This window comes from Metabacillus mangrovi (assembly GCF_009711125.1).
GTDB lineage: Bacteria > Bacillota > Bacilli > Bacillales > Bacillaceae > Metabacillus_B > Metabacillus_B mangrovi.
The window spans coordinates 37204-57663 of the sequence record NZ_WMIB01000023.1; the positions used below are offsets into that span (position 1 = coordinate 37204).

At 46.9% G+C, this 20460-nt stretch carries 21 protein-coding genes, 1 pseudogene and 2 other annotated features; all 22 genes and pseudogenes read right to left on the reverse strand.

Annotated features, from left to right (window positions below; translation table 11 throughout):
- Positions 1 to 45: 45 nt before the first annotated feature.
- Positions 46 to 3627: a DNA-directed RNA polymerase subunit beta gene (gene rpoB / locus GKZ89_RS17160; protein WP_155113636.1), complete on the reverse strand. Its 3582-nt coding sequence runs from the start codon at positions 3625 to 3627 to the stop codon at positions 46 to 48.
- Positions 3628 to 3880: 253 nt separating this feature from the next.
- Complete coding sequence (locus GKZ89_RS17165) at positions 3881 to 4483, reverse strand: class I SAM-dependent methyltransferase (protein WP_155113637.1); 603 nt, start codon at positions 4481 to 4483, stop codon at positions 3881 to 3883.
- Between the two features lie 222 nt (positions 4484 to 4705).
- The gene (gene rplL / locus GKZ89_RS17170; RefSeq protein WP_338324945.1) at positions 4706 to 5074 is read right to left on the reverse strand and encodes a 50S ribosomal protein L7/L12; all 369 of its coding nucleotides are present in this window, start codon (positions 5072 to 5074) and stop codon (positions 4706 to 4708) included.
- A 44-nt stretch (positions 5075 to 5118) separates the two neighbouring features.
- A complete protein-coding gene (gene rplJ / locus GKZ89_RS17175; protein WP_155113639.1) occupies positions 5119 to 5619 on the reverse strand; it encodes a 50S ribosomal protein L10 in 501 nt (166 codons plus the stop codon).
- A 39-nt stretch (positions 5620 to 5658) separates the two neighbouring features.
- Positions 5659 to 5805: a sequence feature (ribosomal protein L10 leader region), on the reverse strand.
- 57 nt (positions 5806 to 5862) lie between these two features.
- Positions 5863 to 6561, reverse strand: coding sequence for a 50S ribosomal protein L1 (gene rplA, locus GKZ89_RS17180; RefSeq protein WP_155113640.1), 699 nt, complete (start codon positions 6559 to 6561; stop codon positions 5863 to 5865).
- A gap of 158 nt (positions 6562 to 6719) precedes the next feature.
- On the reverse strand, positions 6720 to 7145 hold the full coding sequence (gene rplK, locus GKZ89_RS17185) for a 50S ribosomal protein L11 (RefSeq protein WP_035406751.1): 426 nt from the start codon (positions 7143 to 7145) through the stop codon (positions 6720 to 6722).
- Positions 7146 to 7320: 175 nt separating this feature from the next.
- The gene (gene nusG, locus GKZ89_RS17190) at positions 7321 to 7854 is read right to left on the reverse strand and encodes a transcription termination/antitermination protein NusG (protein WP_155113641.1); all 534 of its coding nucleotides are present in this window, start codon (positions 7852 to 7854) and stop codon (positions 7321 to 7323) included.
- Positions 7855 to 8152: 298 nt separating this feature from the next.
- Positions 8153 to 8335, reverse strand: a complete 183-nt coding sequence (gene secE / locus GKZ89_RS17195) for a preprotein translocase subunit SecE (RefSeq protein ID WP_155113642.1) — start codon at positions 8333 to 8335, stop codon at positions 8153 to 8155.
- Between the two features lie 134 nt (positions 8336 to 8469).
- The gene (gene rpmG, locus GKZ89_RS17200) at positions 8470 to 8619 is read right to left on the reverse strand and encodes a 50S ribosomal protein L33 (RefSeq protein ID WP_155113643.1); all 150 of its coding nucleotides are present in this window, start codon (positions 8617 to 8619) and stop codon (positions 8470 to 8472) included.
- 82 nt (positions 8620 to 8701) lie between these two features.
- Complete coding sequence (gene sigH, locus GKZ89_RS17205; RefSeq protein WP_155113644.1) at positions 8702 to 9358, reverse strand: RNA polymerase sporulation sigma factor SigH; 657 nt, start codon at positions 9356 to 9358, stop codon at positions 8702 to 8704.
- 67 nt (positions 9359 to 9425) lie between these two features.
- Positions 9426 to 9935 carry an NYN domain-containing protein gene (locus GKZ89_RS17210; RefSeq protein ID WP_155113645.1) on the reverse strand — a complete coding sequence of 170 codons (510 nt, stop codon included), beginning with the start codon at positions 9933 to 9935 and terminating at the stop codon, positions 9426 to 9428.
- A 5-nt stretch (positions 9936 to 9940) separates the two neighbouring features.
- A complete protein-coding gene (gene rlmB, locus GKZ89_RS17215; RefSeq protein ID WP_155113646.1) occupies positions 9941 to 10687 on the reverse strand; it encodes a 23S rRNA (guanosine(2251)-2'-O)-methyltransferase RlmB in 747 nt (248 codons plus the stop codon).
- Positions 10684 to 11103 carry a Mini-ribonuclease 3 gene (locus GKZ89_RS17220; RefSeq protein ID WP_155113647.1) on the reverse strand — a complete coding sequence of 140 codons (420 nt, stop codon included), beginning with the start codon at positions 11101 to 11103 and terminating at the stop codon, positions 10684 to 10686. The genes rlmB and GKZ89_RS17220 overlap by 4 nt, the downstream gene beginning before the upstream one ends.
- 4 nt (positions 11104 to 11107) lie before the next feature.
- The gene (gene cysS / locus GKZ89_RS17225; RefSeq protein ID WP_155113648.1) at positions 11108 to 12505 is read right to left on the reverse strand and encodes a cysteine--tRNA ligase; all 1398 of its coding nucleotides are present in this window, start codon (positions 12503 to 12505) and stop codon (positions 11108 to 11110) included.
- Positions 12456 to 13151, reverse strand: a complete 696-nt coding sequence (gene cysE / locus GKZ89_RS17230; protein WP_162357024.1) for a serine O-acetyltransferase — start codon at positions 13149 to 13151, stop codon at positions 12456 to 12458. Before cysE ends, cysS begins: the two co-directional genes overlap by 50 nt.
- A gap of 77 nt (positions 13152 to 13228) precedes the next feature.
- Positions 13229 to 13454, reverse strand: a binding site (T-box leader).
- A 35-nt stretch (positions 13455 to 13489) separates the two neighbouring features.
- The gene (gene gltX, locus GKZ89_RS17235) at positions 13490 to 14944 is read right to left on the reverse strand and encodes a glutamate--tRNA ligase (protein ID WP_155113649.1); all 1455 of its coding nucleotides are present in this window, start codon (positions 14942 to 14944) and stop codon (positions 13490 to 13492) included.
- A gap of 74 nt (positions 14945 to 15018) precedes the next feature.
- A complete protein-coding gene (gene ispF / locus GKZ89_RS17240) occupies positions 15019 to 15495 on the reverse strand; it encodes a 2-C-methyl-D-erythritol 2,4-cyclodiphosphate synthase (protein WP_155113650.1) in 477 nt (158 codons plus the stop codon).
- On the reverse strand, positions 15470 to 16183 hold the full coding sequence (gene ispD, locus GKZ89_RS17245; RefSeq protein WP_155113651.1) for a 2-C-methyl-D-erythritol 4-phosphate cytidylyltransferase: 714 nt from the start codon (positions 16181 to 16183) through the stop codon (positions 15470 to 15472). The genes ispF and ispD overlap by 26 nt, the downstream gene beginning before the upstream one ends.
- A 16-nt stretch (positions 16184 to 16199) precedes the next feature.
- Positions 16200 to 17297 (reverse strand): PIN/TRAM domain-containing protein, encoded by a 1098-nt coding sequence (locus GKZ89_RS17250; RefSeq protein WP_155113652.1) that lies wholly within the window; start codon positions 17295 to 17297, stop codon positions 16200 to 16202.
- Between the two features lie 153 nt (positions 17298 to 17450).
- Positions 17451 to 18518 carry a DNA integrity scanning diadenylate cyclase DisA gene (gene disA, locus GKZ89_RS17255; protein WP_155113653.1) on the reverse strand — a complete coding sequence of 356 codons (1068 nt, stop codon included), beginning with the start codon at positions 18516 to 18518 and terminating at the stop codon, positions 17451 to 17453.
- Positions 18519 to 18524: 6 nt separating this feature from the next.
- Positions 18525 to 19901, reverse strand: coding sequence for a DNA repair protein RadA (gene radA / locus GKZ89_RS17260; protein ID WP_155113654.1), 1377 nt, complete (start codon positions 19899 to 19901; stop codon positions 18525 to 18527).
- Between the two features lie 82 nt (positions 19902 to 19983).
- Positions 19984 to 20382: pseudogene (locus GKZ89_RS17265) on the reverse strand (ATP-dependent Clp protease ATP-binding subunit ClpC); the annotation flags it as partial.
- Positions 20383 to 20460 lie beyond the last annotated feature (78 nt).

Sequence of the window (20460 nt, forward strand, 5' to 3'; positions counted from 1 at the left end):
GGCTGCAGGTATTGTGCGCCTGCTGCTTTGCAGCCAATTAAGCATCTATTCTTTCGTAACAGCGTCCTTCTCTTTTTCAGTCGCGACTGCTGCTTCTTCTTCCATTTCTTCGCCGAGTGTCAGGCTGTCAGACCCTTGCGGATCCTCATCTTCTTCTATATCTCTCATTTCGATCTCTTTTTCATCACCGGAGAGGATTTTAACGTCCATACCCAAGCTTTGAAGTTCTTTGATCAATACTTTGAAAGATTCCGGCACTCCAGGTTCCGGTACGTTTTCGCCTTTAACGATCGCTTCGTACGTTTTCACACGTCCTACAACATCATCCGACTTGACAGTAAGGATTTCCTGAAGTGTGTAAGCTGCTCCGTATGCCTCGAGCGCCCAAACCTCCATCTCTCCGAAACGCTGTCCGCCAAATTGCGCTTTTCCGCCGAGCGGCTGCTGCGTAACAAGGGAGTAAGGTCCAGTTGAGCGGGCATGAAGCTTATCGTCAACCATGTGGGCAAGTTTAATCATATACATGATTCCTACTGAAACACGGTTATCGAATGGTTCGCCTGAACGGCCGTCATAAAGGACTGTTTTCGCATCTCTCGCCATTCCAGCCTCTTCAAGGGTGGACCAGACATCTTCCTCGCGCGCACCGTCAAATACCGGTGATGCAACGTGGATGCCAAGATAGCGGGCTGCCATTCCAAGATGAAGCTCGAGCACTTGCCCGATGTTCATACGGGAAGGTACTCCAAGCGGGTTAAGCATGATATCGACTGGTGTCCCGTCTGGAAGATAAGGCATATCCTCTTCCGGAAGAATCCGGGAGATAACCCCTTTGTTTCCGTGGCGTCCGGCCATTTTATCCCCTTCAGAAATTTTTCTCTTCTGAACGATATAGGCACGTACCAGCTGATTAACACCAGGAGGAAGCTCATCGCCGTCTTCACGGTTGAACACCTTGACATCAAGGATGATTCCGCCTCCGCCATGCGGCACTCTCAGGGAAGTATCACGGACCTCGCGAGCCTTCTCACCGAAGATGGCATGAAGGAGTCTTTCCTCAGCTGTCAGTTCAGTAACACCTTTTGGCGTCACCTTTCCGACAAGAAGATCGCCGTCTTTTACTTCCGCACCAACACGGATGATTCCGCGTTCATCAAGGTTGCGCAAAGCATCTTCCCCGACATTCGGGATGTCTCTTGTAATCTCTTCAGGTCCAAGCTTCGTATCACGCGCTTCAGACTCGTATTCTTCAATATGGATGGATGTATACACATCATCCTTCACCAGGCGCTCACTCATGATGATGGCATCCTCATAGTTGTAGCCATCCCATGTCATGAAGGCAACCATAACGTTGCGTCCAAGAGCAAGTTCACCTTTTTCCATAGACGGGCCGTCCGCAAGGATTTCGCCTTTTACTACTTCGTTGCCTTCACTTACGATCGGGCGCTGGTTGTAGCACGTTCCCTGGTTGGAACGGATAAATTTCAGCATGCTGTATTTATCAAGGTTGCCCTTTACTTTCTTGCCGTCTACTTCCTCATAGCGGCGGACATATACATTCTTCGCCTCTACTTTTTCAACAATACCCGGGTGCTTACAGATAACAGCAGCACCTGAATCTTTTCCTGAAACGTATTCCATACCCGTTCCGACAATCGGAGCTTCCGGCTGCATCAAAGGCACAGCCTGACGCTGCATGTTCGCTCCCATCAGGGCACGGTTGGAGTCATCGTTCTCAAGGAATGGGATACATGCCGTTGCAGCAGATACAACCTGCTTCGGCGATACATCCATATAATCAACGCGGTCGCGGGCTACAACTGTATTTTCACCGCGGAAACGGGCTACGATTCCGTCATCAAGGAATGAACCGTCTTCGCCAAGGCGTGCATTTGCCTGGGCTACTACATAGTTATCCTCTTCATCGGCAGTCAGATAGTCGATGCGCGCTGTAACTTTTCCTGTATCCGGGTCTACACGGCGGTATGGTGTTTCGATGAAGCCGAAACGGTTTACCTTCGCGTAACTGGACAGGGAGTTGATCAGCCCGATATTCGGTCCCTCCGGCGTCTCGATCGGACACATCCGGCCATAGTGGGAATAGTGAACGTCACGTACTTCGAAGCCGGCACGTTCACGTGTTAAACCACCAGGTCCGAGTGCAGACAGACGGCGCTTATGAGTCAGCTCAGCAAGCGGGTTTGTCTGATCCATGAACTGGGAGAGCTGGGAGCTTCCGAAGAACTCTTTAATGCTTGCAATAACTGGACGGATATTGATCAGCTGCTGAGGTGTAATGGTATTCGTGTCCTGGATGGACATACGCTCACGCACTACACGTTCCATACGGGAAAGACCGATGCGGAACTGATTCTGCAGCAATTCACCAACAGAGCGGAGACGGCGGTTACCGAGATGATCGATATCATCTGTATCTCCTACTCCGTGAAGGAGGTTGAAGAAATAGCTGATGGAGGAAAGGATATCCGCAGCTGTAATATTCTTCACCGCTTCTTCTACGTACGCATTTCCGATTACCGTGATCACGTGCTCTCCTTCTGGATCATTCGGAGAGTAGATTTTGATAGATTGAAGAGTCGTTTCTTCTGTAACCACGCCTGATGAAGGGTGGACAGAACGGAAACCTACTCCGCTTTCCAGGTTAGGAATGATGCGGTCCAGAGTACGGCGGTCGATCATCGTGCCTTTTTCAGCAATGATTTCTCCTGTTTCAGGGTCTGCAAGTGATTCTGCAAGACGCTGATTGAAGAGACGGTTTTTAATATGAAGCTTTTTATTTATTTTATAGCGTCCAACACTTGCAAGGTCATAGCGCTTCGGATCAAAGAAGCGTGACTCAAGAAGGCTTTTCGCGTTCTCGACTGTAGGAGGCTCTCCCGGACGAAGGCGCTCATAGATTTCCAGAAGCGCTTTTTCCGTAGTCTCAGTGTTATCTTTTTCAAGAGTGTTGCGAAGAAATTCGTTCTCGCCAAACAAATCAGTGATTTCCTGGTCAGAGCCAAACCCTAGAGCACGCAAAAGAACCGTAACTGGCAGTTTCCGAGTACGATCAATCCGTACATATGCTACATCTTTTGCATCGGTTTCGTACTCCAGCCAAGCACCACGGTTTGGAATGACTGTTGCTGTAAAGCCTCTTTTACCATTTTTGTCGACTTTACCGCTGAAATATACACTTGGCGAACGTACAAGCTGAGATACGATAACACGCTCAGCTCCATTGATTACGAACGTTCCAGTCTCCGTCATCAAAGGGAAATCCCCCATGAATACGTCCTGGTCCTTCACTTCGCCTGTTTCTTTGTTGATCAAACGGACTTTCACACGCAGTGGAGCAGAATAGGTTACATCGCGTTCCTTAGATTCCTCAACGGAATACTTGGGCTCACCAAGGCTGTAATCAATAAACTCCAGCGAGAGGTTGCCGGTAAAATCCTCAATCGGAGAGATATCCTGAAACATCTCTCTGAGTCCTTCATCAAGAAACCACTGATAAGAAGCAGTCTGAATCTCAATGAGGTTCGGCAATTCTAATACTTCGCTAATGCGTGCATAACTTCTGCGTTGGCGGTGCCGTCCATACTGAACTAGTTGACCTGTCAACTGATTCACCCCTCAGTTCATGCATATTGGATCTGTAAAAAGCACTAAACTAGCCACCCTAGCAACTCATGCCTCTACAAGTAAATAACAAAACAAAAAAGGGTTTCTGTTAAGAAAACCACATTTTTTTGAACGAACAGATTCTATAAGTTTTCCCGCATTTGCTAAATTTATACATTATTTATGTAATTTAGCCTTTTGCAGAAAATGAAACATTGGCATTTTATAATATTAACATGCCAAAAAATACGAGTCAATCTTTTTTAGCTCTGATAATATAGTAGCCTTTTTTCTTCAGTACGATATCTACTTCGCCGAAAACCTCTTCCAGTTTCGCTGCCGCTGACGGAGCACCCTGCTTTTTCTGGATCACGACCCAGAGTTCGCCGCCGCTGCACAGGTGCCGGAAGCTTTTTTCCAGAATTTCATGAACGGTTTTCTTTCCGGCTCTTATTGGCGGATTGCTTAAGATGGCTGCATATTGCTTCTCTCCTGCATTTGAAAACAGATCGCTTTGAAAAACGGATGCATTCTCAACCTTATTTAATTCCGCGTTTTCTTTGGCCAGATCGACAGCTCTCTGATTAACATCGGCCATGTCCACATGGCGCTCAGGCCATTTTTTTGCTACCGCAAGTCCGATCGGACCGTATCCGCAGCCCATATCCAAAACGCTGCCTTCTGCATCAGGCATTTCAAATGCATCAATCAGCACTCTTGAACCAAAATCCACTTCATTTTTGGAAAAAACACCAGCATCGCTTCGGAAGGTAAAAGCATGGCCGGCCAAGTCGAACGTCCAGCTTTTTTTGCTGCTTTGCACAGCAGGATTTTCCGAGTAATAATGATCACTCATTCCGCTTGCCTCCTCACAGGAGCTTTTGAGAGTATATTCTATCATTTGGGGGAAGCTGCTTGCCATTGAACAGCCCGCACTTTTAATGGAAGTTCTTATCGGGAGGCTTTTCCGGGCACATACTGTACGAAATATTCCTGCCTGAATTTTTAATGGAGCAATACCCTTTATGAAGAAAAAAGCCCGCTTGTAGCAGCGGGCTTTATCTTATTAAAAAAGAAATTACTTAACTTCTACGCCAGCGCCAACTTCTTCAAGTTTAGCTTTAAGCTCTTCTGCTTCTTCTTTAGCAATTGCTTCTTTGATTGGCTTTGGAGTGTTGTCAACCAATTCTTTTGCTTCTTTAAGACCAAGGCCAGTGATTTCGCGAACCACTTTGATAACCTTGATTTTTTGAGATCCAGCAGATGTAAGGATCAGGTCGAATTCAGTTTGCTCAGCAGCAGCTTCGCCAGCTCCAGCTCCGCCCATCATAGCTACAGGAGCAGCAGCAGTTACACCAAATTCTTCTTCGATAGCTTTAACAAGATCGTTCAGTTCAAGAACTGTCATATTTTTGACAGCTTCAATGATTTGTTCTTTAGACATTATATTTTCCTCCTTGTTTTTCAATCAAATTTTATAGTAGTACGGGATTAAGCGCCTTGTTCTTCTTTTTGCTCAGCAACTGCTTTGTTGACAAGAGCAAAGTTGCGGATTGGAGCCTGAAGTACGCTAAGCAACATAGAAAGCAAGCCTTCGCGGGATGGAAGTTCAGCAAGTGCTTTGATCTCCTCAACCGTTGCTACGTTTCCTTCAATTACACCAGCTTTGATTTCCAAAGCTTCGTTCTTTTTCGCGAAGTCGTTCAGAACTTTTGCAGGAGCTACAACGTCTTCCGTGCTGAATGCGATCGCATTCGGGCCGGTAAGAGCATCGTTCAGTCCAGTCAGTTCAGCTGCTTCAACCGCACGGCGTGTCATCGTGTTTTTGTAAACTTTGAATTCTACGCCCGCTTCACGAAGAGATTTACGAAGTTCAGTCACCTGAGCTACTGTCAGTCCGCGGTAGTCAACTACGATTGTAGATTTGCTCTCACGGAACTTCGCTGTGATTTCTTCAACGATCTGTTTCTTAGATTCGATAATGCTGCTCATTGTTACACCTCCTGTAGAATGATTGTCATTATACCGTCGTGTTCGCATGAAAAAGCCTCCATGATAGACATGGAGGCGCCTTTTATACATGAGCAAAAAATGCTGGTCTGTACAATATGGTCACACCTCGGCAGGAGATTAAGCCGCTCGGGCACCTGCTGTCTACGGTACAAATTCTCTTATTGAGTTATCGTTTTAAACAACAATGTGAATTATATACGAACTTCCATAAGAAGTCAACAATTATTTTACAGAGAAGCTTGAAGAATCAACTTTGATTCCAGGGCCCATTGTAGAGGTTACAGCAACACTCTTCATGTATGTGCCTTTTGCTGCAGCAGGTTTCGCTTTAAGCATTGTTTCGTAAACAGTTGTGAAGTTTTCGATCAGCTTGCTGTCTTCGAAAGAAACTTTCCCGATCGGCACGTGGATGATTCCGGCTTTATCAGCACGGTATTCAACTTTACCAGCCTTGATCTCGTTAACAGCTCTTTCAACTTCAAACGTTACTGTGCCGGTTTTAGGGTTTGGCATAAGGCCTTTAGGTCCCAAAACGCGTCCAAGCTTACCAACTTCACCCATCATGTCAGGAGTTGCAACGATTACATCAAAGTCAAACCAGCCTTGCTGGATTTTCGTGATGTATTCGGAATCTCCTGCATAATCTGCTCCAGCAGCTTCTGCTTCTTTTGCTTTTTCGCCTTTAGCGAAAACCAAAACGCGCTGAGTTTTACCAGTTCCGTTTGGAAGCACAACTGCTCCACGGATTTGCTGGTCGTTTTTACGAGGGTCGATTCCAAGACGGAATGCCACCTCAACAGTAGCGTCGAATTTCGCTGTGTTTGTTTTCTTAGCCAGTTCAACAGCTTCTGTTACAGGATAAGCTTTAGAACGGTCTACAAGCTTTGCAGCTTCTGCATACTTCTTGCCTTTTTTAGCCATTTTACTTTTTCCTCCTTATGTGGTTTTAGCGGAAAGTACCTCCCACAGATAAGCGCAGCTGTCCGCTTCCGGACAGTGCAGGCGGATGAAACACATCCGTATCACAAGAATAAAGGTTGCGGACTTGTTGATCCAAACCCGCAACCCTTAAGCATCCATTAGTCTTCGATCACAATTCCCATACTGCGCGCAGTACCTTCAACCATGAGCATAGCTGCTTCAACGCTTGCTGCGTTCAAGTCAGGCATTTTGGTTTCAGCGATTTCACGTACTTTGTCACGCTTTACAGTTGCCACTTTATTACGGTTCGGTTCACCGGAACCAGACTCAATTCCAGCTGCTTTCTTAAGCAATACAGCAGCAGGCGGAGTTTTAGTAATGAAAGTGAATGAACGGTCTTCAAAAACAGTGATTTCAACCGGAATGATAAGACCGGCTTGTTCAGCTGTGCGAGCGTTAAATTCCTTACAGAATCCCATGATGTTCACACCAGCCTGACCCAATGCAGGACCTACTGGAGGAGCCGGGTTCGCTTTTCCGGCAGGAATTTGCAATTTAACCATTTTAATAACTTTTTTAGCCACGAGACACACCTCCTTAAGTCCGTGATGTGGTAATAGGGCCTTGCCCTCCCACTCATAACTCATTCTTTATGTGAATGATTAGGGAAAAATCAAGTTATACGCCCCACTTTAAGTGAGACACACTGACTTATGAAATATTATCACTTTTCCCAATCCATTTCAAGTTATTTTCTGATTATAATTTATCGACCTGGGAGAATTCAAGTTCAACCGGCGTTTCGCGTCCGAACATGTTAACCAGAACTTTTACTTTTTGCTTATCCTGATCGATATCCTCGATCATTCCGGTAAAGTTTGCAAACGGCCCTTCGATGACTTTGACTGTTTCTTTCAGTTCAAAGTCCACTTCCACGCGGCGTTCATCCATGCCCATCCGTTTCAGGATGACATCCACTTCTTCAGGAAGAAGAGCTGTCGGCTTTGATCCGGAACCTGCAGAGCCTACAAATCCGGTTACGCCCGGTGTATTGCGGACCACGTACCAGGAATCGTCCGTCATGACAATCTCAACAAGGACATAGCCGGGAAATACCTTTTTCTTTACTACTTTCTTTTTGCCATTCTTAATATCTGTTTCTTCTTCCTCGGGAACAACTACTCTGAAAATCTTATCTTGCATTCCCATAGATTCAACACGTTTTTCAAGATTCGCTTTTACTTTATTCTCGTATCCGGAGTACGTGTGAACAACATACCAATTTTTCTCCATACCGTCAGGACTTTTGTCCTTCCCTCCCCGCATTTATTGAATCTGCCTTCCCGGCTTTTAAGCGGGGCGGCTATTATAAGTTGTTTTAAAACTAATTCACAGGTCCTTGTGGACAAGTATTGAACGAATCGATCTCCATTCACCCAGCTTCAGAGCCTGTCCCTCGGAAATCAGGGCGGTTCCAGGCGCTTCCGCCTTTGTTTCTTGCAAATTAAAAAACCCGCTGAACGGGTCTTTTACGAACAAAGCTGTGGATTATCATTTATTATAACACGGAAAATCCTGTTTTATTCAATAATCAGCCAATAATTAATCGAACAAGCTCGGAAATGCCTAAATCCACGATTGCAAAGAACACAGTTGCAAAGACGACTGTCGCAATCACCGTGATGGTATATCTCGTAAGCTCTTTGCCTTTCGGCCAGCTTACTTTCTTCATCTCACGGCCGACATCGCCGAAAAAATTTGTAATACGTCCCATTTCGTAACCTCCAAAAATAAAGAAAATGCTCAAGATGCCCTCTTCCGGCTTTGGAAGGCTCCGGCTGGGCCTCTGGCTGATGCCTGTCCTTTGGCAATGACAAAAGAAAACTGGAATAAATAGTGAGATAAGTCCTATTTCGTCTCGCGGTGATTTGTATGCGCATTGCAGACACCGCAGAATTTTTTCATTTCGAGGCGATCAGCTGTGTTCGATGTGCTTTTCATCGTTGTATAGTTGCGGCTTCCGCATTCCGTACAGCCTAAAACTACTTTTTTTCTCATGCTGGACACCTTCCGCCATCTTTCATATCTTTACAAAATGTATCACAGCGTGGTTTTTCCTGTCAATAAAACATCGATTTTGTCACATGCTTAATTCGCGGAGTTCCAAATATCTTTCAAGCTTCCTTTTTACGCGCTGCAGTGCGTTATCGATGGATTTAACATGGCGGTTCAGCTCTTCGGAAATTTCCTGATAGGATCTTCCGTCAAGATAAAGGGAAAGCACTTTCCTTTCCAGATCACTCAGGAGCTCTGCCATTTTCACTTCAATATCATCAAACTCTTCCTGGTTGATAAAGAGTTCTTCAGGATCCATAATCTTGGCGCCGGAAATGACATCCATAAGCGTCCGGTCCGACTCATCATCATAAATAGGCTTGTCCAGAGAAACATAGGAGTTAAGCGGAATATGTTTTTGGCGGGTTGCTGTTTTGATAGCGGTAATAATCTGGCGGGTAATGCATAGCTCTGCAAAAGCTTTGAAAGAGGTAAGCTTGTCCTCTCTGAAATCTCGGATTGCTTTATACAAACCGATCATGCCCTCCTGGACAATGTCTTCCCGGTCAGCTCCGATCAGGAAATAAGATCTCGCCTTCGCCCTAACAAAATTACGGTACTTTGTAATCAGATAATCCAGTGCATCACTATCTCCATTATGAACCAATTCCACAATCTGCTCGTCATCCAGAAACTGAAAATCTTCCTTGCTGAGATACCCCTTGCTGATTTGTGTATTCAAGCCCGATCCCCCCGACCGCACATAGATAGCCATATTATACAGCACAAAATTTGGAACCGCAATATCATTATAGGTCTCCGCGGCGCCATTTCTCAAAGGTTTTGATGACATCATCCGACAAAGAAATCTTTGAGGAAGGCCGTTCATTTTCCATCCGCTTCAGTTTTTTCGTGATGCCTTTTTCAATTGCTTCCATTTCGGCGAGCAGCTCTCTGGCAGATTTGCGGAGAGCGCCCTGGCCGAAGATCGCCCATTGCTCTGTATAATCCGATGTAGCTACGTGGATCTGGGTCCTTATATCGTTCAATTCCGACGCAAGCTTTTCAATCCGTTCGTCAGCTGTCTCATTTTCTTTCGTGAAAATGACTTCAACCCGGTAATTTTTATGCTTTTTTTCCATTCCTTTTGCGAGATGGGCGTCAAAGACGATGATGACCCTGTATTTTGTGTAAGCCTGGTATTCCGCCATTTTTTGAATAAGCAGGTCCCTGGCCTGCTGAAAGTGATCTTTCTTAAGCCCTCTGAGCTCAGGCCAGGCACCGATGATGTTATATCCATCGACAAGCAGAATATTCATTGCAGTCAGCCCTCCAGCGGGTGGCGCTTCCGGTATACCTCATACATGAGCAGGCTTGCTGCGACCGATGCATTCAGCGAGGTAACATGTCCTGCCATCGGCAGGTTGATCAGGAAATCACATTTTTCCCTGACAAGACGGCTTACTCCTTTTCCTTCACTCCCGATGACAAGGCCAATGGCCATCGTACCATCCAGAGTCCTGTAATCATCCGATCCTTTCGCATCTGTTCCGGCGATCCAGACTCCCTTTTCCTTCAATTCTTCAATCGCACGGGAGAGGTTTGTCACTCTTGCCACCGGCACATACTCGATCGCTCCGGTGGATGCTTTCGCCACTGTCGCCGTAAGGCCTACCGCTCTGCGCTTCGGAATGATGATTCCGTGCACTCCGGCCGCATCCGCTGTACGCATGATCGATCCAAGATTGTGCGGATCCTCCAGTTCATCGAGGATCATGATGAATGGAGCCTCCCCTTTTTCTTCTGCTGCATTTAGAATATCGTCAATTTCGCTGTATGCATAGGCTGCCACTGAAGCTACGAACCCCTGATGGTTTCCTTCCACCATTTGATCAAGCTTGCGTTTTGGGACTGTTTGGACGATGATTCCTTTTTCCTTTGCAACCGCAGTGATCTGACCGGCTGATCCCTTGATGGAATTCTCCGCCATCCATACTTTGTTAATCTCCCGTTCCGACCTCAAGGCTTCAAGAACAGGGTTTCTGCCGATAATAAACTCTTCCTGGCTCATCCCATCTGCCTCCTTTCTTCCAGTAATTCAATGGCTCTGCAGGCGATTTCATGCAGCCTGTCCTCTTCTTTTTCTAAAAAAAGATAGCCGATCAGAGCTTCAAAGGATGTACTGTATTTGTATATGATCAAGTCTGTATTTTTCGGTACCGTGCCCGATTTTGCATTTCTTCCTCTGCGGAGAATGTCTTTCTCATTTTCTGTGAAAAAGCCGGTTTCATCCATGATCTTCAAGGCTTCCGCTTGTGCTTTAGCCGAAACGAACGAACGGGCAAAGCGGTGCAGATCATTCGGGCGGGCCCAGCCTTTGGAGAGAAGATGATGCCGGATGTAGACTTCATACACGGCATCACCCATATAAGCGAGCGCAAGGCTGTTCAGCTGCCTCGCATTTTTGATGGTGTCAAGCTCTTTCATTGTGTTATCCTCTTTTCCATCGCGTTCCCTGTGCTGTATCTTCAAGGATGATGTTCATGTCCTTCAGCTGATCACGGATCTGATCAGAAAGGGCAAAGTCACGGTCCGCGCGGGCCTGGATCCTTTTCTGAATGAGAGCATCGATTTCTTCATCCAAAAGCTCCTGCACATCAAGGGAAAATCCGAGTACTTCAGTCAGTGCTCCGAATTCCCGCAGCAGCGCCTCAATTACATCCTCTGATGTATTGGCCTCCTGCATATACAGATTAGATATACGGGCAAGTTCGAATAGAACGGAGATGCCGTTCGCTGTATTGAAGTCATCATCCATTTCTTTAATAAAGAGTTCGCGCAGATCCTTGATTTTGCGGATCCATTCCTCATTTCCTTCCGCCAGGTTCGCACTGCTTTCTTTCCGGTGCTTCAGATTGGCATACGCTGTTTTCAGGCGGGCGAAACCATTCTTTGTATTTTCAAGAAGCTCCTGCGAATAGTTGATCGGATGGCGGTAGTGAACGGACAGCATGAAGAACCGGAGAAGCTGCGGATCGTATTGTTGAATTATGTCGTGTACGAGCACAAAGTTTCCGAGTGATTTCGACATTTTTTCATTGTCAATGTTGATATATCCATTATGAAGCCAGTATTTGGCGAACGATTTTCCGGTAAATGCTTCGGATTGGGCGATTTCATTTTCATGATGCGGGAAGGTCAGATCCTGTCCGCCGGCATGAATGTCAATGCTGTCACCCAGGTATTTGCGCGCCATCGCCGAGCACTCGATGTGCCAGCCCGGCCGGCCTTTGCCCCATGGACTGTCCCATGAAATTTCTCCTTCTTTTGCCGCTTTCCAGAGGACGAAATCAAGTGCATCCTGCTTTTTCTCCCCCACTTCAATCCTCGCGCCGGACCTGAGCTCATCGATGGATTGGTGGGACAGCTTGCCGTACCCTTCAAAAGCGCGGGTCTTATAGTAAACGTCGCCTCCGGACTCATAGGCGAAGCCCTTTTTGATTAATGCCTCTACAAACTCAATAATAATGTCCATATTTTCCGTTACTCGCGGATGTACATCAGCCTTGCTGCATCCAAGTGCTGTTACATCTTCAAAATAGGCATCTATAAAACGCTCCGCTACGGACGGCACATCAACACCGAGCTCGTTGGCTGCTTTAATCAATTTATCATCTACATCCGTGAAATTTGAAACGTACTGCACATCGTATCCGCGGAATTCCAAATACTTTCTGACCGTATCGTACACGATTGCCGGACGGGCATTTCCGATATGGATGTAGTTATAGACGGTCGGACCGCACACATACATCTTTACCTTTCCTTCTTCAAGCGGTTCAAATGCTTCCTTTGCGCGAGTCAGCGTGTTGTAAAGCCTGATCCCCATCTTCTTTCTTCCCTTCTTTTATGTGATCAATTTCAGCTTTTAATTTTAAAATTTCCTCTTCAAGTATCCTGAATCTATCGGAAACCGGATCAGGCAGATCGGTGTGATTCAAGTCCCGCTTGATTTTCATTCCGTTGCGGATCACGACACGCCCCGGAATACCGACAACCGTTGAGTGGTCCGGCACATCCTGCAGGACGACTGATCCCGCTCCGATTTTAGAATTCACCCCGATGGTGATCGATCCAAGAACCTTAGCGCCTGTAGCGATAAGGGCGTTATCTTTTATCGTCGGATGCCGCTTCCCTTTTTCTTTCCCTGTACCACCGAGAGTCACCCCCTGAAAAACGGTAACATTATCCCCGATTTCACAGGTTTCCCCGATGACGACCCCCATCCCGTGATCAATGAAAAAACGCCGTCCGATTTTTGCACCCGGATGAATTTCAATTCCGGTAAAAAAGCGGCTGATTTGGGAAATGGCTCTTGCTGCAAAATACAATTTCTTCTTGTAAAAAGCGTGGGCAAGGCGGTGTGACCAAACAGCATGCAAACCCGAGTAGGTCAGAAGGACTTCCAGGTAGCTGCGTGCAGCCGGATCCTGGTCGAAAACAACATCTATATCTTCTTTCAGCAGCTTGAACACTGTTTCTCCCTCCCTTTTTTCGTATGGATAGCAGGCTTCACAGGTATACGCAAAATAAAAAGACGCCTCTGTACATAGACAGAGACGCCTGGATGCGCGGTTCCACTCTGTTTAGGGCCAAAAAAACAAGCAGGCCCTCAACTTTATCTCCATAACGCGGAGCGGACGCTTTTGCTTACTGAAAGGTTCGGCAAAAGACTCGGAAGGTGCACTTCAAGAACAGTTTCACTCAACCTCTCGCAGCCTTGGAGGTTCTCTCTGGAAAGGAAATCCGTTCTCTACTATCCTCTTCAACGTTTTAACTATTATCTACACTATATTATATTTTATGCTAAATGTTAACGCATTAAACTCGCGGCACGCGCTAAAACTTTTTCCCGGCCGATCAGCTCGATCGCCTGCGGAAGCTCAGGACCGTGAGTCTGGCCTGTAACCGCAACACGGATCGGCATGAACAGCTTCTTGCCTTTATGGCCTGTGGACTTTTGGACCGCTTTGATGGAAGCTTTGATTTCATCAGCCGTAAAGCTCTCGAGCTTTTCAAGCTCTTCTTTAAATGCAGCCATCACTTCCGGAACCTGTTCTTCATCCAGTACGCTTCTTGCTTCGCGGTTGTATTCGATCTCATCCTTGAAGAACAGTTCGGAAAGCTCGACTATTTCAGCGCCATAGCTCATTTGATCCTGATAAAGCGCGATCAGCTTTTTCACCCAGACCATTTCTTCTTCTGCCGGGTTTTCGCTGATTCGCCCCGCTTTTGCGAGATGAGGAAGGGCAAGCTCCGCTACGGTCTCGGCGTCCAGCTGCTTCATGTACTGGTTGTTCATCCACGTCAGCTTTTGTGTATCAAATACCGCAGGGGAAACAGAAAGACGGTTCGGGTCGAAAATCTCCGTGAACTGCTCCCGCGAGAAAATTTCTTCTTCGCCGACAGGAGACCAGCCAAGCATGGCGATAAAATTGAAAAGAGCCTCCGGCAGGTAGCCTAGATCCTTATACTGCTCAATAAACTGGATGATGGACTCGTCCCGCTTGCTTAATTTTTTCCTGCTTTCGTTCACAATCAGTGTCATGTGGCCGAATACAGGAATATCCCATCCAAACGCTTCGTAAATCATGATTTGCTTTGGAGTGTTGGAAATATGATCATCTCCGCGAAGAATGTGGGAGATCTTCATCAGATGATCATCCGCTGCAACAGCGAAATTGTAGGTAGGAGTGCCATCTTTTTTCACGATGACGAAATCTCCGATGCCATCCGATTCAAAAGACACGTCCTCTTTCACGATATCTTTGAATGTGATGACCTGACCTTTCGGAACACGGAAACGGATACTCGGCTCGCGGCCCTCCGCTTCAAGCTCCGCCCGCTCCTCTTCTGTCAGGTTTGAACACTTGCCGGAATAGCGCGGCATCTCACCGCGTGCAATCTGCTCCTCACGCTCCTGCTCAAGTTCTTCCTCTGTGCAGTAGCATTTATAGGCAAGGTTTTTTTCAAGAAGCTCTTCATAATACTTCCTGTATATTTCTGTTCGCTCGGACTGACGGTACGGGCCGTACTCGCCGCCCACATCAATGCTTTCATCCCAGTCCATTCCGAGCCATTTAAGATGTTTAAGCTGGCTTTCCTCGCCGCCCTCAATATTCCGTTTCTTATCCGTATCTTCAATCCGGATGATAAATTTGCCGTTTTGGCTTTTGGCAAAAAGATAGTTGAACAGCGCAGTTCTTGCATTTCCAATATGTAAATGTCCGGTTGGACTCGGTGCATAGCGCACACGGATTTCACTCATTTTGTTTACCTCCACAGATCCGTAAATTAGGTTATCCTCATTTTATCACTATTTTTGGGGCTGCACAAAGCGGATTATGCCTTAACTAGCAGGACAGCAGCCTGGGAGGCGATTCCTTCCTGACGGCCTGTAAAGCCAAGCTTTTCCGTTGTCGTTGCTTTTACATTCACCTGATCCTTTTCGGCCTCAAGCAGCTCTGCAATTCTCTCCTGCATCTGCCCGATATATGGAGCCATTTTAGGCTTCTGCGCGATGATGGTGCAATCAATGTTCCCGAGCTTGTAGCCCTTTTCTTTTACCAGATTCCAGACATGGCTCAATAGTTTTGCAGAGTCTGCGTCTTTAAATTCCGGGTCTGTATCGGGAAAATGCCTGCCGATATCCCCCTCCGCAATGGCTCCGAGACACGCATCCGCTACAGTATGCAGCAGGACATCTGCATCCGAATGGCCGAGCAGGCCTTTCTCATAAGGAATCTCAATTCCTCCGATAATCAGCGGTCTTTCCTCTGTCAGCTGGTGAACATCAAAACCCTGTCCGATTCGTATCATCTTTTGCTTCCCCTTTTCTCTGTTTCAGAATGGCCTCTGCGATCAGCAGATCCTCTGGTGTAGTCAGTTTCAAATTTGCATAAGATCCGGTAACGACCGTGACTTTCTGATTCATCCGCTCGATCAGGCTGGCATCATCGGTTCCCTGATAATGATGCACAACGGCGTCTTCATGGGCTTTAAGGATAGCAGAAAGACGAAAAGCCTGTGGGGTCTGAACCGCCCACAAGCTTGATCGTTCCACTGTCTCCAGCACTTCTCCATTTTCCACCCTTTTGATTGTATCCTTGACCGGGACGGCGAGCGTAGCGGCGCCATCAAGCTCCGCTGCCGCTGCCAGCTCTTTTAGGACCGGGTTTTCAATGAAAGGCCTGGCTCCGTCGTGCACGAACACAATATCAGTAGAAGCATGCTTTAAACCGTTGTACACGCTCTCCTGACGCTCGGCTCCGCCGCCTGCCAGTTTCTTCACTTTGGAAAAAGAGAATCGCTGGATCATTTCCATGAATTCGCCGTGTTCAGCCTCGTTGATCACGAGGATAATCCCGGTGCAGGAAGGATCCGCTTCAAATACTTCAATGGTATGGGCGATGACAGGCTTTCCCTCAAGCTCAATAAACTGCTTGTTTTTGCCCGCATTCATCCGCTTCCCCTGACCCGCTGCCGGTATGACGACTTCATAGTTCATCTCGTTTCTCCTAACTTTACAGTGCTTTTTCCAGAAGCTTCGGCTTCGCAAAGATCATCCGTCCTGCAGATGTCTGCAGCACCGAGGTCACCAGCACATCAATATGCTTGCCTATATAATTCCGTCCGTCTTCCACGACGATCATCGTACCGTCATCCAGGTAAGCAACACCCTGATTGTGCTCTTTCCCGTCTTTGATAACCTGCACCTTCATCTCTTCGCCCGGAAGTACGACCGGCTTCACAGCGTTTGCAAGATCGTTAATGTTTAAAACGGCAACATTTTGAAGCTCGCACACCTTATTCAAGTTAAAGTCGTTTGTGACCACTACACCGGAAGTGAGCTTTGCCAGCTTTACAAGCTTGCTGTCGACTTCCTGAATTTCTTCGAAGTCGCCTTCGTAAATTTCAACCTTAATGGCAAGCTCTTTCTGGATCCGGTTGAGGATGTCCAGACCCCGGCGTCCGCGGTTCCGCTTCAGCACATCAGATGAATCAGCAATATGCTGCAGTTCACCCAGTACAAACTGCGGGATGACAATCGTTCCTTCAAGGAATCCTGTCTGGCAGATATCAGCGATCCTTCCGTCAATGATAACACTCGTATCAAGGATTTTCAGCTTCTTATCTTCATACTCCGTTTCCTCTTCAGCTGTCCCTTTTTTCTTGTTGATCCGGGCAGGCAGAGAGAAAAGTCCGATCAATTCTTCTTTCTTTTTAAAGCCTACCTGGAAGCCAAGATAGCCCAAGAGCAGCGTTAAGAACACAGGGATAATCGTGCTGAACATATACGGAATCCCCTGGAATGGAATAACATTAACAAGAAGAAAAGCAATTATGAGTCCAAAAACTAATCCGAGACTTCCGAACAGCACATCTGTTACCGGAGCTTTTACGAGGGACTCTTCCCACTTTTTAATCCAATTGACAGCGTAATCCACGAGCCAGAATGTTGCCAGAAAAAACACAACAGCCCCTGCTATAGCCAGTGTATACGGGTTATTTAAAAAAGGTATGTCCTGTATATTCATTAAAGTCAGTAATGCGGGCATAAAGAAAATCCCTAAAACTCCTCCTGTGATCAGAAAGAAAATCTGAACAATTCGCTTTAACATACCTTCACCTCCTTTTAACCATTATAAACAGAATGCAAGAATTAAAACGCGAACTTGCCATCTTTTCAAAATTTGTAACCGGAATGAAAACAAACCGGGGATTTAAGCAGTTTAAACAAGTAAGATATACCCTTCTTTCTCTAAAAAGAAACCTCAGCGGTCAATCAGGGACTGCTGCTGCATTCTTTTCAGCCCTTCTTTAATTTTCCGGGCACGGATCTCACCAATTCCATCTACTTCATCCAACTGTTCTACGGATGCTTCAAAGATCCGTTTCAAATTAAGGAACCTTGTCACAAGATTGTCAATAATTGAAGGCGGCAAGCGCTGAATTTTGCTGAGAATCCGGTAGCCTCTCGGCAGGATGGTATCTTCCGTCTTGGTATAGTGGGGATGACCGAGCAGTTTAAACAGCACTGAATCCTCCAGCAAATCAAAGTTTGCCAGTTCCTGAAGCTGCTTCAGCACAGCTCGCGGATCCTGAAGCCGGTTTAGGCTGTAGTCCTTGATCAGCAGGATCGTTTCTCCTTCAATATCTGTCAATAGCTCGCTCATCTGAAGTCTGATCAGACGCCCCTCTGTCCCAAGCTCATTGATGTATGTGATGATTTCATTCTTAATCCGCAGCACCATCTCGATCCTGTGCAGGACGTGAAGCACTTCCCCATATGTAACCAATTCCTCGAATTCCAGAGCATTGAGACTCGCAATGGACTGGTCAAACACCGTTTTGTATTTCTCCAGTGTCTGAATCGCCTGATTAGCTTTTACAAGGATAACCCCGATGTCCCGAAGTGAATACTTATGCTCTCCATGGTATAGAGTGATCACATTTCTCCGCTGCGAAATGGCAATTACAAGGCATCCGGTCTGCTTTGCCACTCTTTCAGCCGTCCTGTGCCTCATCCCGGTCTCAGAAGAGGGGATATCGGCATCGGGAACGAGCTGGGCGTTGGCAAAAAGGATCTTGTTCCCGGAATCACTTAAAATAATGGCTCCGTCCATTTTGGCCAGCTCATACAGATGGGCAGGCGAAAATGCGGAATGAATATGAAAACCGCCATCCACTATATCTTTTATTTTTTCGTTGTAGCCCAGTACGATCAGTCCGCCCGTCTTCGCTCTCAGAACATTTTCGATTCCTTCGCGTATGGGTGTGCCGGGTGCTATGAACCGCAGGATATCTTTTAGGTATCTCGCTGATTTCTGTTTATCCAGCATGCCGATTTATCCCCCCAGTGAATGCTGCAATGCTTCTGATACACTTTTTACTCCGATCACCTTCAAGCCTGCAGGTGCTGTCCAGCCTCCGATATTCGCTTCAGGAATGATGACCCGCTTGAAGCCGAGCTTGGCTGCTTCCTGAACCCTTTGCTCGATTCTTGATACTCTTCTCACCTCGCCGGTCAGCCCTACCTCGCCGATGATGATGTCCATCGGATTCGTCGGCACGTCCCGAAAGCTGGATGCGATGCTGACAGCCACTGCAAGGTCAATCGCAGGCTCATCCAGCTTCACTCCGCCTGCCACCTTTAAATAGGCATCCTGGTTCTGCAGCAGCAGTCCGACCCGCTTTTCCAATACGGCCATGAGAAGCGGAACGCGGTTATGATCGATACCTGTTGCCATCCGCCTCGGATTTCCAAAGCTTGTTGGGGAGATTAATGCTTGTATTTCGACGAGCACAGGCCTTGTTCCTTCCATAGAAGCCACAACAGTTGATCCTGCCGCCCCTTTGGACCGTTCCTCAAGGAATATTTCTGATGGATTCAAGACTTCTGCAAGTCCCGCTTCCTTCATTTCAAAAATCCCCATTTCATTCGTGGAGCCAAACCGGTTTTTGACCGCCCTCAGGATCCGGTATGTATGGTGCCGTTCTCCCTCGAAATAGAGTACAGCATCCACCATATGCTCAAGAAGCCTCGGGCCCGCGATAGAGCCTTCCTTTGTGACGTGTCCGACAATAAAAACAGCGATCCCCTTTGTTTTCGCTATCCTCATCAGTTCTGCTGTACACTCCCTCACCTGGGAAACACTTCCCGGTGCTGAGGTTATCTCGCTTTGGTAAACAGTCTGGATGGAATCGATTACGACAAATGCAGGTCCTGCTTCATCGATCGCTTTCGTAATAAACTCCATGTCCGTTTCAGCTAAGACGAGCAGTTCATCCGAACTTACATCCAGTCTGTCCGCCCTGAGCTTCGTTTGCTTAACCGATTCCTCACCTGAAATATAAAGGACCCTGTTGCCAAGATCTGCGAGCTGGGAGGACACCTGCAGGAGAAGGGTGGATTTTCCGATCCCCGGGTCTCCGCCGATTAAAACAAGCGATCCTTTTACGATTCCGTTGCCGAGCACACGGTTCAGTTCCTTCATTTTTGTCATGATGCGGGGTTCTGAGGCCGTTTCGATCTTTGTTATCGGTGCAGCTTTCTGGGCAGTTTGAGCAGAGTGCTGAAAAGAGCCTCTTTTAGGCCCTGCACCTGTTTTGAATGTTTCTTCGGCCATCGTGTTCCAGGCTCCGCAGCCCGGGCACTTCCCCATCCATTTGGCCGATTCATATCCGCAGGACTGGCACATAAACTTCGTCTTTGTCTTTGCCATGCTACAAACCTCTCTTTTTTCCTTCAGTCGTTGAAAAGAAGAAAGCGAGGCATCCGGATTCGAGATGCCTCTGCTTTATCCATTACTGATTTAATCTTTCTGCCTGTTTAACAACGAACTCGTTGTCTTCTACATCGAGTGTCACATTCTGGCCCTTTTCAATGTTGCCTCTGAGAAGCTCTTCAGAAAGACGGTCCTCTACGTGCTTCTGAATCGCCCTGCGGAGCGGTCTCGCCCCATACTCAAGGTCAACACCCTCTTCAGTGATCTTATCGATTGCTGCATCGGTCAAAGTCAGGGACAAATCAAGTTCAGCCAAGCGTTTTGTCAGCTGGCCGGACATTAACGTGACAATCTCTTTCAAGTGTTTCTTCTCAAGAGAATGGAAGACGATGATTTCATCGATCCGGTTGATAAACTCCGGACGGAATGCTTTTTTCAGCTCATCCATCACTTTGCCCTTCATGTCTTTATAATTCTGTGCTGGTGGTCTGGGCTGTTTCCCTTTCGACTACGGATCTTATCACTCGCAGTCTGACTCCCATGGATAAGTCTTTGG

What these genes read in the sequence shown, in the direction of transcription:
- GKZ89_RS17165 (WP_155113637.1), bottom strand. Translation starts at nt 4,483, where the DNA reads ATGAGTGATCATTATTACTCGGAAAATCCTGCTGTGCAAAGCAGCAAA.
- rplJ (WP_155113639.1), bottom strand. Translation starts at nt 5,619, where the DNA reads ATGAGCAGCATTATCGAATCTAAGAAACAGATCGTTGAAGAAATCACA.
- rplA (WP_155113640.1), bottom strand. Translation starts at nt 6,561, where the DNA reads ATGGCTAAAAAAGGCAAGAAGTATGCAGAAGCTGCAAAGCTTGTAGAC.
- nusG (WP_155113641.1), bottom strand. Translation starts at nt 7,854, where the DNA reads ATGGAGAAAAATTGGTATGTTGTTCACACGTACTCCGGATACGAGAAT.
- secE (WP_155113642.1), bottom strand. Translation starts at nt 8,335, where the DNA reads ATGGGACGTATTACAAATTTTTTCGGCGATGTCGGCCGTGAGATGAAG.
- rpmG (WP_155113643.1), bottom strand. Translation starts at nt 8,619, where the DNA reads ATGAGAAAAAAAGTAGTTTTAGGCTGTACGGAATGCGGAAGCCGCAAC.
- GKZ89_RS17210 (WP_155113645.1), bottom strand. Translation starts at nt 9,935, where the DNA reads ATGAATATTCTGCTTGTCGATGGATATAACATCATCGGTGCCTGGCCT.
- rlmB (WP_155113646.1), bottom strand. Translation starts at nt 10,687, where the DNA reads ATGAGCCAGGAAGAGTTTATTATCGGCAGAAACCCTGTTCTTGAAGCC.
- GKZ89_RS17220 (WP_155113647.1), bottom strand. Translation starts at nt 11,103, where the DNA reads ATGAAAGAGCTTGACACCATCAAAAATGCGAGGCAGCTGAACAGCCTT.
- cysS (WP_155113648.1), bottom strand. Translation starts at nt 12,505, where the DNA reads ATGGGGATCAGGCTTTACAACACGCTGACTCGCGCAAAGGAAGCATTT.
- gltX (WP_155113649.1), bottom strand. Translation starts at nt 14,944, where the DNA reads ATGAGTGAAATCCGTGTGCGCTATGCACCGAGTCCAACCGGACATTTA.
- ispF (WP_155113650.1), bottom strand. Translation starts at nt 15,495, where the DNA reads ATGATACGAATCGGACAGGGTTTTGATGTTCACCAGCTGACAGAGGAA.
- ispD (WP_155113651.1), bottom strand. Translation starts at nt 16,183, where the DNA reads ATGAACTATGAAGTCGTCATACCGGCAGCGGGTCAGGGGAAGCGGATG.
- GKZ89_RS17250 (WP_155113652.1), bottom strand. Translation starts at nt 17,297, where the DNA reads ATGTTAAAGCGAATTGTTCAGATTTTCTTTCTGATCACAGGAGGAGTT.
- disA (WP_155113653.1), bottom strand. Translation starts at nt 18,518, where the DNA reads ATGCTGGATAAACAGAAATCAGCGAGATACCTAAAAGATATCCTGCGG.
- radA (WP_155113654.1), bottom strand. Translation starts at nt 19,901, where the DNA reads ATGGCAAAGACAAAGACGAAGTTTATGTGCCAGTCCTGCGGATATGAA.